This window comes from Desulfolithobacter dissulfuricans (assembly GCF_025998535.1).
GTDB lineage: Bacteria > Desulfobacterota > Desulfobulbia > Desulfobulbales > Desulfobulbaceae > Desulfolithobacter > Desulfolithobacter dissulfuricans.
In genome coordinates this window covers 2,675,211-2,687,500 of the sequence record NZ_AP024233.1, presented here as the reverse complement: position 1 = coordinate 2,687,500, position 12,290 = coordinate 2,675,211, and the positions used below count along the sequence as shown (strand labels likewise).

At 55.3% G+C, this 12,290-nt stretch carries 7 protein-coding genes, 2 tRNA genes and 2 rRNA genes (1 of these 11 only partly in view); 2 read left to right on the top strand and 9 right to left on the bottom strand.

What is annotated here, in order from left to right; translation table 11 throughout:
• The 6 genes from GF1_RS11975 to GF1_RS11950 form a co-directional block, all read right to left on the bottom strand.
• Positions 1-748, bottom strand: a 23S ribosomal RNA gene (locus GF1_RS11975); it reaches 2,201 nt to the left of the window's first position.
• Between the two features lie 196 nt (positions 749-944).
• Positions 945-1,020: transfer RNA gene (locus GF1_RS11970), tRNA-Ala, on the bottom strand.
• Positions 1,021-1,047: 27 nt separating this feature from the next.
• Positions 1,048-1,124, bottom strand: a tRNA-Ile gene (locus GF1_RS11965).
• A 119-nt stretch (positions 1,125-1,243) separates the two neighbouring features.
• Positions 1,244-2,807 (bottom strand): 16S ribosomal RNA (locus GF1_RS11960).
• The 16S and 23S rRNA genes sit together here with 2 tRNA genes alongside, the layout of an rRNA operon.
• A 382-nt stretch (positions 2,808-3,189) precedes the next feature.
• A complete protein-coding gene (locus tag GF1_RS11955) occupies positions 3,190-4,074 on the bottom strand; it encodes a sulfite exporter TauE/SafE family protein (RefSeq protein WP_267926782.1) in 885 nt (294 codons plus the stop codon).
• 17 nt (positions 4,075-4,091) lie between these two features.
• Positions 4,092-4,379, bottom strand: coding sequence for a hypothetical protein (locus GF1_RS11950; protein WP_267926781.1), 288 nt, complete (start codon positions 4,377-4,379; stop codon positions 4,092-4,094).
• Positions 4,380-4,639: 260 nt separating this feature from the next.
• Between GF1_RS11950 and GF1_RS11945 the strand changes: the two genes are divergently transcribed.
• Complete coding sequence (locus GF1_RS11945) at positions 4,640-6,052, top strand: NAD(P)/FAD-dependent oxidoreductase (protein WP_267926780.1); 1,413 nt, start codon at positions 4,640-4,642, stop codon at positions 6,050-6,052.
• Between the two features lie 33 nt (positions 6,053-6,085).
• On the opposite strand, the gene GF1_RS11940 is transcribed toward GF1_RS11945, so the two are convergent.
• Together GF1_RS11940 and clpB are read right to left on the bottom strand one after the other, a co-directional pair.
• Positions 6,086-6,589 carry an acyl-CoA thioesterase gene (locus tag GF1_RS11940; protein WP_267926779.1) on the bottom strand — a complete coding sequence of 168 codons (504 nt, stop codon included), beginning with the start codon at positions 6,587-6,589 and terminating at the stop codon, positions 6,086-6,088.
• Between the two features lie 189 nt (positions 6,590-6,778).
• On the bottom strand, positions 6,779-9,370 hold the full coding sequence (gene clpB, locus GF1_RS11935; protein WP_267926778.1) for an ATP-dependent chaperone ClpB: 2,592 nt from the start codon (positions 9,368-9,370) through the stop codon (positions 6,779-6,781).
• A 1,011-nt stretch (positions 9,371-10,381) separates the two neighbouring features.
• On the opposite strand from clpB, the gene ltrA reads away from it, so the two are divergent.
• Positions 10,382-11,650 (top strand): group II intron reverse transcriptase/maturase, encoded by a 1,269-nt coding sequence (gene ltrA / locus GF1_RS11930; protein ID WP_267926063.1) that lies wholly within the window; start codon positions 10,382-10,384, stop codon positions 11,648-11,650.
• 117 nt (positions 11,651-11,767) lie between these two features.
• Here ltrA and GF1_RS11925 read toward each other — a convergent pair whose 3' ends face one another.
• Positions 11,768-12,103, bottom strand: coding sequence for an IscA/HesB family protein (locus GF1_RS11925; protein WP_326491555.1), 336 nt, complete (start codon positions 12,101-12,103; stop codon positions 11,768-11,770).
• Positions 12,104-12,290 lie beyond the last annotated feature (187 nt).

Here is a 12,290-nt window from a genome sequence, read left to right as displayed (position 1 = left end):
TTCACCCTGGACATGGATAGATCACCCGGCTTCGGGTCTACCCCATGTAACTATGTCGCCCTGTTAAGACTCGCTTTCGCTCCGGCTACACCTCGCGGCTTAACCTCGCTACATAGGGTAAGTCGTTGACTCATTATGCAAAAGGCACGCTGTCACCCATACAAAGTATGAGCTCCAACTGCTTGTAAGCTGACGGTTTCAGTTTCTATTTCACTCCCCTCCCGGGGTTCTTTTCACCTTTCCCTCACGGTACTAGTTCACTATCGGTCACCAGGTAGTATTTAGCCTTGGAAGATGGTCCTCCCAGATTCCCACAAGGTTTCACGTGTCTCGTGGTACTCAGGAACACCCTAGGGTGAATCAGAATTTCGCGTACTGGACTATCACCATCTATGGTCGGCCTTTCCATACCGTTCCGCTATCCCTCATCAATCCCATGTTGGGGTCCTACAACCCCCATAGGCAAGCCTATGGGTTTGGGCTACTCCGCGTTCGCTCGCCGCTACTTACGGAATCTCAATTGATTTCTTTTCCTGGAGGTACTGAGATGTTTCACTTCCCCCCGTTCGCCTCATACAGCTATGAATTCACTGTATGATGACAGAGTATGAACTCTGCCGGGTTTCCCCATTCGGAAATCTCCGGGTCATAGCCTGTTAGCAGCTCACCGAAGCTTATCGCAGCTTTCCACGTCCTTCATCGCCTCCTGGTGCCAAGGCATCCGCCGTCAGCCCTTAGTAGCTTAACCATAAGTCTTTTCAAACTAAGTTCTACTAAACGCTCTGTAGTACAATCAGTACCAACGCACGGAGATCCAAAAGATCCACTTGTGCGGTACCAATGTACAGTTTAGATACCCTGCTATTCAATTGTCAAAGATCAAAACCCAGTTAAAGGTTAGAAAGCCTGTAAGTTTCCTTACAGACTTTGCAACGTCTAACTGGTGGTGGAGGTGAACGGGATCGAACCGATGACCTCCTGCGTGCAAGGCAGGCGCTCTCCCAGCTGAGCTACACCCCCACTAAATATATCAGCTTCCTGATAAGCTGGTGGGCCTGGGGGGACTTGAACCTCCGACCTCACGCTTATCAGGCGTGCGCTCTAACCAGCTGAGCTACAGGCCCACGGCTTTGATCGCTCAAAACCAAACAGCATTCATAGCGGGGTTGATCCCATATCCGGGTGCAGTATCGTCAGAAGGTTATCCCCTGATCCCTCTGCATTCTCCGGATTTCTTCCTTATAAAGGAGGTGATCCAGCCGCAGGTTCCCCTACGGCTACCTTGTTACGACTTCACCCCAATTACCAGCCATACCTTGGTGGCCTGCCTCCCTTGCGGGTTGGCGCAACCACTTCTGGTACAACCGACTTTCGTGGTGTGACGGGCGGTGTGTACAAGGCCCGGGAACGTATTCACCGTGGCATGCTGATCCACGATTACTAGCGATTCCAACTTCATGGAGTCGAGTTGCAGACTCCAATCCGGACTGAGACCGGCTTTCCGGGATTCGCTTCACCTCGCAGTGTCGCTGCCCTTTGTACCGGCCATTGTAGTACGTGTGTAGCCCTGGTCATAAAGGCCATGAGGACTTGACGTCATCCCCACCTTCCTCCGGTTTGACACCGGCAGTCCCTTTAGAGTGCCCAGCATAACCTGATGGCAACTAAAGGCGAGGGTTGCGCTCGTTGCGGGACTTAACCCAACATCTCACGACACGAGCTGACGACAGCCATGCAGCACCTGTCACCGGGTTCTTCCTAATGAAAGCACTCTCCTGTTTCCAGGAGATTCCCGGGATGTCAAGACCAGGTAAGGTTCTTCGCGTTGCATCGAATTAAACCACATACTCCACCGCTTGTGCGGGCCCCCGTCAATTCCTTTGAGTTTTAATCTTGCGACCGTACTCCCCAGGCGGTGAACTTAATGCGTTAGCTGCGGCACTGAGGGGATCAACACCCCCAACACCTAGTTCACATCGTTTACGGCGTGGACTACCAGGGTATCTAATCCTGTTTGCTCCCCACGCTTTCGCGCCTCAGCGTCAGTATCCAGCCAGGAAGTCGCCTTCGCCACCGGTATTCCTCCCGATATCTACGAATTTCACCTCTACACCGGGAATTCCACTTCCCCCTCTGGTACTCAAGTCTGCCAGTTTCAAATGCACTTCCACGGTTGAGCCGTGGGCTTTCACATCTGACTTAACAAACCGCCTGCGCGCCCTTTACGCCCAGTGATTCCGAACAACGCTTGCACCCTCCGTATTACCGCGGCTGCTGGCACGGAGTTAGCCGGTGCTTCCTTTGGAGGTACCGTCAAGTCATACGGGTATTAACCGTATAACATTTCTTCCCTCCTGACAGAGCTTTACGACCCGAAGGCCTTCCTCACTCACGCGGCGTCGCTGCGTCAGGGTTTCCCCCATTGCGCAATATTCCTCACTGCTGCCTCCCGTAGGAGTCTGGCCCGTGTTCCAGTGCCAGTGTGGCGGATCATCCTCTCAGACCCGCTAACCATCGTCGCCTTGGTAGGCCTTTACCCCACCAACAAGCTAATGGTACGCAGACTCGTCCCCTTGCGGAAGCTTGAATCAGAGGCCACCTTTCCTCCATCACCCGACAGCAATGGAAGATATCCGGTATTAGCACCGGTTTCCCGATGTTATCCCGGACAAGAGGGTAGATTATCTACGCGTTACTCACCCGTGCGCCACTTTACTCAGTTCCCGAAGGAACCTTTCTCGTTCGACTTGCATGTGTTAAGCACGCCGCCAGCGTTCGTTCTGAGCCAGGATCAAACTCTCCAGTTTATATCCTGACCAATCACATGAATTGAATTCAAGGATTGGACTTCAACAAAAAAGCCTAACCAGCTTCCGCCGGTCAGGTTCGTTTCGGCCCGCTTGAATGCTGTTCAGTTTTCAAAGATCAATGCCGTTCGGCCTTTCGGTAAACGACTCGCCGCTTTTGCTTGCGGCGTCCGCAATTTTAATCTGCTTCCGTTTCTGTGTCAACCAAAAAAGTTCTTGGTGGAAGCTTTTTTTGTTGGCTGCGAAGTCATCCGCAGCAACGAGGCGAGAAGATACATGGGTTGAGGGACCCTGTCAACAGCAAATGTTGAGGTTTTTCTTTTTCTTCGTTCTCGCGTGGTTTCATGAAGAGCTGTAGTTCTGCTATCTTGCCGGAAACTTGTTAAAACAGGCCAAGGTATCGACCGGAGGTGAAAAGGATGCATAAGGCAAGAATGGTCTTGATCAGCCTGGCGGGAACAAATCGCTGCAGCCTGGCACCGCAGTACATGCCGACAAAACCACCCAGCCCGAAGAGAATTCCGAGCTTCCAGTCCGGAGCCACGGCCATGTCGGGATAGACCGGGGCCAGGATTTCAAAGATCGTTACCCCGGCCACCGAGGTCAGGAGAGTGCCCATCAGGGCGGCTCCGGCAACCGTGTAGACCGGCAGGCCGAAAAATGAGACAAAAAAAGGAGCGATTATCGCCCCGCCACCGATACCGTAGACACCGCCGATTATGCCGACAATCAGGCTCAGTGTCATGATGCTGGCGGTGGATACGCAGTATTTCGTACCTCTATATAGATAAGAGATGGACCTCAGGCCAAGAGTGGCCTCGCGGACCACATCCTCGCCTTCCATGGAAACTGCAACCGGTTTTTTGTCCTTTTTTTTCCAGATGTCCCGGAACAGGCGCACGGCAATGTATAACAGAACAAGGGCTGCGAATCGTTTGAACATCGCTGGATCCGGAAGGTACCTGATCCGGATGAAGGCGCCGGCCACCACACCGGGCAGGGTGCCGATGACCACGGCCCAGGTGAGAGGCCAGACCATTCGTCCTTCCCTGACATAGCGATAGACACCGCTGGGAATGGCGACGATGTTGAAGATATGATTGGTGGCGCTGACCGCGGGAGAGTCGAAATGAAGTACCGATACCTGGAAGGGTAGGAGCAGAAAGGCTCCGGATACTCCTCCCATGGAGGTGAAAAGGGAGATCCCGAAGGCGACCAGGGGTGGGAGCCAGGGGCGTACCTCTATGCCGGCAGTGGGGAAATACATTATTTCCCTGTCATCTTTCAGTCATCTTCCAGCCACCGGCTGAGGGTGTCGACAATTTTTTTGGCCTGGGCCGGGCTGGAGATGTTGAACTTTGATTTGGGGATATACTTGCCGTCCCGTTTCTGGTAGCGTCGGATGGTGAACTTGTCCGGGCCATATTCCCCCTTGCTGCGGTTGAAATCCTGGTACCGGAATAAAATGGTTGTCCAGGCGCCCTTGGAAAGGATCTCTTTGTCCAGTTCCTTGACGATCAGGGTGCCGTCTTCTTCGTAGTTGATGCTCAGGTCTTCTATATCGCTGCTCATGGCATATCTCCAGGTGGGTTATTCAGCTTTGCGGGATGACACCCAATCCTGTTGCGGGATATCGGGGTCCTGAGGCCGTTATAGCACAGCGGTAAAAAAAGACAACTGTTGCAACTTGAGGTTGCCAGGGCTCTGGTATGCGTTTACAACCTGTGGTGTGGCTCGGCCGTCTTTTTCAGGGTGGTCGGCCTGGAGCGCTGTAGTGTGCCCGGGCAGATCCGGGCAGCCTGTACTTATTTTCATGGAACCGGGAGAGTACCATGCAGAAATCAAAGGGATCGGGGCAGTCTGCAACACAGTATGATGTCATCATTGTCGGGGCCGGACCAGCCGGTCTTTTTTCCGCCTATTACTTATGTGAACATGCCAATCTCAGGGTCCTGTTGCTGGAAAAGGGCAGGGGCCCTCTCAAGCGAACCTGTCCCATCACTGACAACCGTCGCTGTCAGGAATGCAAACCCTGTAACATTCTCTGCGGGGTCGGCGGGGCCGGTCTTTTTTCAGATGGTAAGCTGAATTATATCCATAAACTGGGCAAGACCGACCTGACTCAGTTCCTGCCGGTGGCAGAGGCCCGGGCCCTCATCGATGAAACAGAGCTGATTTTCAATCGTTTTGGTATGGACGGGCTGGTCTATCCCACGGATATGCAAGCAGCCAGGGATATCCGGAAGGAGGCCAAGCGGCATGGTATTGATCTGCTGCTCATCCGGCAAAAACACCTGGGCAGCGACAGGTTGCCTGGCTACATCGCCGGCATGGCCGATTATATTACTTCCCGGGGGGTGGAGCTCCATACCTCGGAATATGTCGAAGACATTATCGTCCAGGATGGCCGGGTGCAGGGCGTGGTCACCGGTCGCGGGGAGTATCGGGCCAGGTTCGTCATTCTGGCGCCCGGCCGCGGCGGGGCCGACTGGATGGGGCAGGTGGCGGAGCGCTACGGCCTGGGGCTGCACCAGCGCGGTATCGAGGTGGGGGTCCGGGTCGAGGTGCACAACGATATTATGCAGGATCTCTGCGAAACGATTTATGATCCCACCTTTTTCATTCAGACCAATAAATATGACGACCAGACCAGGACCTTCTGTACAAATTTCGGTGGTTTTGTGGCTCTGGAAAACTACAAGCGGTTTGTCTGTGTCAATGGTCACGCCCTCCATGATAAAAAATCGGAAAACACCAATTTTGCCTTTCTCTCCAAAGTGGTGCTCACCGAGCCGGTAACCGACAATCAGGCCTATGGGGAATCCATAGGTCAACTGGCGACGTTAATCGGCGGTGGTCGGCCGATTTTGCAGCGGTTTGGTGACCTGCGGCGGGGACGGCGCAGTACCTGGCATCGGATCCGCAAGGGATACATCACCCCGACCCTGAGCAAGGTCGTCTGCGGTGATATTGCCATGGCCCTGCCGGAACGGATCCTGACCAACCTGGTGGAGGGGTTGACCAAGCTCAACCAGGTGGTCCCCGGGGTGGCCAATGACGAGACCCTTCTCTATGCGCCGGAGATCAAATTTTTTGCCACCCAGGTCGAGACTTCAGGTTCGCTGGAGACAAAGGTCGAGAATCTCTTTGTGGCCGGCGACGGACCAGGGGTGGCTGGGAATATCGTCTCGGCAAGTGCCACCGGGCTTATCCCGGCCAAGGAGATATGTCGTCGGGCGGCCTGAAACGACGCCGGTAACCGGACTCCGTCAATAGCCTCAGGTCGTGCGTCGCTGCTGGCGCAGTCTGTCCTGGCGGCGCTGCAGTGCTTCCCGGTTGCGCCGGCGGCTGTCTTCGTCCTTGGGCTCGTAGGCCGGGACGGGGGTGGGGTGGCCGTCACCGTCCAAAGCGACAAAGGTGAGATAGGCCGAGGCGATGTGGCGTATTACACCGGTTCGCATGTCCTCGCTTTCCACCCGCACCCCGATCTCCATGGAGGATCGATGGGTCATGTTGATGCTGCCCTTGAGGGTGAGCAGGTCACCAATATGGACCGGTCGGTGGAAGTCAATCCGTTCGATGGACGCTGTGACCACGTTGGTCCGGGCATAGCGCGTGGCGATGACAAAGGCTGCGTCGTCTATGAGCTGCATGATGACGCCGCCGTTGACATTGCCCGAGGGATTGGCGTGGTATGGCATCATGACATGGGAAATTGCGGCAGTGCCGTACTGGTCCGCGTTGGCGGGAAGTACTGCTCCCGCAGAGCTGGTGGTTGTCACTGGCAGGTTCCTCGTGCAAAGGTGAAGGGAAAATCCGACAGGTTCTCGGGCCCGGGCTATCGGCCCGGGGCCGCCGGTCCGGTCAGGGGACGCCTGCATGGCATGGTTCCCCGGACAGCGTCGGAGGCGGAAAATAAAAAAGGCCCATTCCGGCAGCAGCCGGAATGGGCCTTTTGTCGGCCTGGTGTCTTACTGTTTTCTGAACACCAATTTGTTGTTCAGGCCCTTGTCGACCACGATATGGTCGCCTTCCCTGAAGTGGCCTTCCAGGATCTCCAGGGCCAGCGGGTCTTCGATATAGCGCTGGATCGCCCGTTTGAGCGGCCGGGCACCAAAGGATGGATCGTACCCCACCTCGACCAGGAACTGTTTGGCCTCGTCGGTAAGGGTGATAGTGTACTTGTGCTCCGCCAGCCGCTTGGCCATCCGACCGATCTGGATATCGACGATCTGGAGCAGGTCTTCCCTGGTCAGTCCATGGAAGGTGATGATCTCGTCGATCCGGTTGAGGAATTCAGGCTTGAACTGCTTGTGGAGCAGCTCGTCGATCTGCCGGTGCATCTCCTCTGGATCGGTCTGTCCGAGTTCCATGATGATATGGCTGCCCAGGTTCGAGGTCATAATCAGGATCGTATTCTTGAAATCCACGGTCCGTCCCTTGCCGTCGGTCATTCGGCCGTCGTCCAGGACCTGGAGCAGGACATTGAATACATCCGGATGGGCCTTCTCGATCTCGTCGAACAGGACTACGGAATAGGGCCGCCGCCGGACCGCCTCTGTCAGGGCACCGCCCTCGTCGTAGCCCACATAGCCGGGAGGGGCGCCGATGAGCCGGGCCACCGAGTGCTTCTCCATGTATTCGGACATGTCGATACGGATCATCGCATGTTCTGAATCAAAGAGGAAGTCGGCCAGGCTCCGGGCCAGTTCGGTCTTGCCCACACCGGTGGGGCCAAGAAAGATGAACGAGCCCAGCGGCCGGTCCGGGTCCTGCAGCCCGGCCCGGGCCCTCCGGATGGCGTTGGCTACCGCCCGGATGGCCTCTTTCTGGCCAATCACCCGCTTGGAGAGCTCCTCTTCGGCGTGGATAAGCTTCTCCCGCTCGCCTTCCAGGAGCCTGTCCACCGGAATGCCGGTCCACTTGGCCACCACGGCGGCGACATCCTCCGCCGATACCTCTTCCTTGAGCATGGGATGATCCTTCTGGATCTCGGCCAGCCTTTTCTGTTCCTCTTCCAGCTGTTTTTCCAGCTCGACGATCCGCCCATAGCGGATTTCGGCCACCTTGCTCAGGTCGCCGGCCCGCTCGGCCCGCTGCTCTTCCATGTGGGCCTCGTCGATCTGGCTCTTGATCTGCCGGATACGCTGGATCACGTCTTTTTCCAGCTGCCACTGGCCTTTCATGGCGTTGAGCTGATCGTTGAGTTCGGCCAGCTCTTTGTGCAGTTTTTCAAGACGCTCCCTCGAGGCCTCGTCCTTTTCCTTTTTCAGGGCCTCGATCTCGATCTCCATCTTGATCTTTTTCCGCTCCAGCTCGTCGATCTCCGTGGGCATGGAATCGATCTCGATCCGGAGTCGGGAGGCGGCCTCGTCGATAAGGTCAATGGCCTTGTCAGGCAGGAACCGGTCCGTAATATAGCGCTGCGACAGTGTCACCGCCGCAACGGTTGCTGAATCCTGGATACGGACTCCATGGTGCACTTCGTATTTTTCTTTGATGCCGCGCAGAATAGCAATGGCATCCTCGACACTCGGCTCCTCTACAAGTACCGGCTGGAACCGCCTCTCCAGGGCGGCATCCTTTTCAATGTACTTGCGGTACTCGTCCAGGGTGGTGGCGCCGACGCAGTGCAGCTCACCCCGGGCCAGGGCCGGTTTCAGCATGTTGGAGGCGTCCATGGAGCCTTCGGAAGCGCCCGCCCCGACCAGGGTATGGATCTCGTCGATGAAGAGGATGATCTCGCCGGCCTTGTCTTCCACCTCCTTGAGGACGGCCTTGAGCCGGTCTTCGAATTCACCGCGATACTTGGCACCGGCCACCAGGGCGCCCAGATCCAGGGAGATAACCTGTTTTCCTTCCAGGGTTGCCGGGATGTCACCATTGACGATACGCTGGGCCAAGCCCTCGACAATGGCGGTCTTGCCGACACCCGGCTCGCCGATGAGGACCGGATTGTTCTTGGTGCGGCGGGAGAGGACCTGGATCACCCGGCGGATTTCCTCGTCCCGGCCGATGACCGGATCCAGCTTGCCCTGTCGAGCTATGTCGGTGAGGTTACGGGCATATTTTTCCAGAGCCTGGTATTTGTCTTCAGGGTAGGGGTCGGTGACCCGCTGGCTGCCCCGGACAGTGGTCAGGGCCTGGAGAAAGGCGTCGCTGGTCACGCCGAGCCGGCCCAGCATACTGCTTACCTTGAGCGACGAGTCGGCAAGCATGGCCATGAACAGGTGTTCCTGGCTGACATACTCATCCTGCATGTTGGTGGCGATCTTGAAAGCCTCGTCCAGCAGTTTCTTGAACTGGGCCGAAGCATAGACCTGGCCGGCACCACTGCCGGATACCTTGGGCAGAGCCTCGATCAGCTGATTGGTCTCAGCAAGGATAACGGAAGGCTCCACGCCCATTTTCTGCAGGACCGGTACAACCACACCCTCGGGCTGTTCCAGAATTGCCTTGAGCAGGTGCTCGGGCTGGAGCTCCTGGTTGGAGTTGTTCTGGGCCAGGGTATGGGCCGTCTGGATGGCCTCCTGGGATTTCAGGGTAAATTTATCAAGTTGCATATGTTTCCTCCTCTCCTGTTCTCAACCATGTTGGGGCAACGCTGCCCGTTTCTTTCATGTATCATTGTCCATAGTTTGGAATATATCGGGCACTTTACGTGCCTGCGCCATGAATCAGGTTTAAGAACAAGGATTTGTGTATTCGAATTTTGTTCACAGGAGAAAATAAGTCTGTTTTTCGGGGTGTCAAGAATATGGCAGGAAAATTGCTTGGTTGGCCGTGAAGCTGGCTGGGATGGAAGGGATAAAAAAAGCCCCTGCCGTTTCCGGCAGGGGCCTTGTAGTTTGCCCGGCATGGCGGGCAAACCCAGCCTGTGTTAAGCAGGCGTCACCCTGACCAGGGGGAAGACAATCCGAATCGTAAGGGCGTTGCTGGTAACGGCAGGGTCTGAAGGAAGCGATAGGAAGTGAGCGGCACATAGCGCAAGCGAACCTGATTCGGCGTATCAGGAGGGTAAGCGTCCTAAATAGCGCGAAGCCCGATACCTGGTCAGTCCTGATACGTGATTGAGGATGTGGTCGCTCACAGGGAGTTCGCCTTAACCGGGGAAGCCTTGCACTGTTTCCGCATTAAGCGGAAAAAGAGAAGCACAAGGAGAAATCCAAGGCGGATCGAAGCGGTGTGAGGTGGCAGATGATTCCGTAGTAGTGATGAAATTCCGGCCTGTGAAGCCTGGTAACAGTGTGGAGGATAAAACCGGGATGACCCAACGGCCTGGTTCGTTGGGGGCAGTTATGAGCCAAAAGCCATATCTGTTGCGAAGGGATGAAGTTTATTTGAAGGTTTTCCGGAATCTATGGACACCTGGCAGACTGAACACAAGCCGTCCGACGGGACGGGGCACGCTATCGGCGGTATGCCGTGACAGGTCCTCTGCCGATTTTGGCCGTTCATCGGAGTAGATGGGAGTGTTGATCGTATATTGCCCATGAGGATAGAAAGCGGTCGCGCCCATTGAAGAACCGAAGTCTCCACGTGGAAATAGAGGAAGGGAAACGCAGGACAGGAGCATGGTTGACGTCTGGTACAGCCTATATGATCGAATGCTGAGCCGGGAGAACCTGGTCAAGGCATTCTACAAGGTGAAATCCTCGAAAGGAGCTGCCGGTATAGACGGCCAGTCCATCGATGATTTTGCCGGATCACTTGCGACCAATATCGATCATCTCCTGACGGAACTGCAGGACAAGAGCTACCAGCCGCTGGCCGTGCGACGGGTGGAGATCCCGAAGCCGAACGGCGGGAAACGGCTACTCGGCATACCTGCAGTCCGTGACCGTGTGGTACAGCAGGCCCTGCTGGATATACTTCAACCAATATTTGACCGCGATTTCCATCCGTCGAGCTACGGCTACCGTCCTGGTCGGAGTTGTCACCAGGCAATCAGCAAAGCCACGATGTTCATCCGGACGTACGAGCGGAAATGGGTAGTGGACATGGATCTGTCGAAATGCTTCGACACGTTGAACCATGACCTGATCCTTGCCTCGTTCCGTCGCCGGGTCAGCGATGGAAGTATTCTTGGTCTGCTGGAGAAGTTTTTGAAAAGCGGTGTTCTGACAGGAGATGGTTGGCAGGCCAGCGAGGTCGGCAGTCCGCAGGGCGGAGTTATCAGCCCGTTGATTGCCAACGTATACCTTGATTCCTTCGATCAGTTTATGAAGAATCGTGGCCACCGCATCGTCCGCTATGCGGACGACATCCTGATCCTGTGCCAGTCAAAGAGCGCAGCCGAAAATGCACTGAACCAGGCCAGTCGTTATCTTGAAGAAGAACTGCTGTTGACCGTCAACCAGGAAAAGACCCATATAAGCCACAGCCTCAAAGGGATTAAATTTCTTGGAGTTTGTATCCACTCCGTGATGACCCGAATACAGCGAGGCAAGGTGAGGGCCTTCAAGGCAAAGGTCAAGGCGATGACCCGGCGTAACTCCCCGGTGAACCTTGAGAAGGTGATAGCCGACCTCAACCGGTTGCTGAGGGGTTTTGCCAACTACTTTCGGATAGCGAACTGCAAGGGTGAGTTTTCTCGGCTGATGAGGTGGATCAGAAGACGGCTGCGTGCTGTTCAGTTGAAGCTGTGGAAAAAGCCGTGCAGGCTACACCGCAGACTGAGACAGCTGGGCTATAGAGGAGAGTTCAAAAGTATCAAGATGAACTCCTGGGCCAATGCAGCAAGTCCACTGAGCCATTATGCCCTTCCCAACAGCTGCCTGCATGGGGAAATGGGGCTCTTTGACCTCGCATCTGTACAGACCGGAATTTCTGTTTCAGTATGAAGGAAAAATAAACAGGAGCCGTATACGAGGCCCGTACGTACGGTTCTGTGAGAGGGATGAGGCAAGCTTAATTACCTTGCCTCACCCTACTCGATCTGACGAGTTGTGGCAGGGTGATCAGCCGCAGGATCCTGAACCGCAGGAACCCGAGCTGCATCCTCCTCCACCGCCAACCGGGTTGGTCGAGGTGATGGAGAATCCGGAACGGTAACCGGCATCGATGAAGTCGATCTTGATATTGCCGCACGAAGAGAGAAGTCCCTGCTCCACCAGGAAGGTCAGGCCGTCTTCTTCAAACTTCTGATCGTTTTCTTTAGGCTCATCCAGAGCCAGACCCAGAGAGGGACCAGCTCAGCCACCCTGCATCAGGGCGACCCGGACCGCCGAGTCAATGTTATTTTGTGAGAGATAATTTTTTAAGTTCTGGATTGCAGAACTTGTCACTTCGAGCATGACATCCTCCTTGCAGTATTGAAAAAAATCCCAACATCCTGGTTCAGGATGTAGTTGTCTCTATTTTATCTTAAATAGAATACGACACTTCGCCACGGAAGTCAACTGTAAATGAAAATGATTCCTGCCGTGTCCGGGTGAGGTCCACGAAATTTCCTCTTTCGGGATGTTGTTTTGCTGGGAAGGT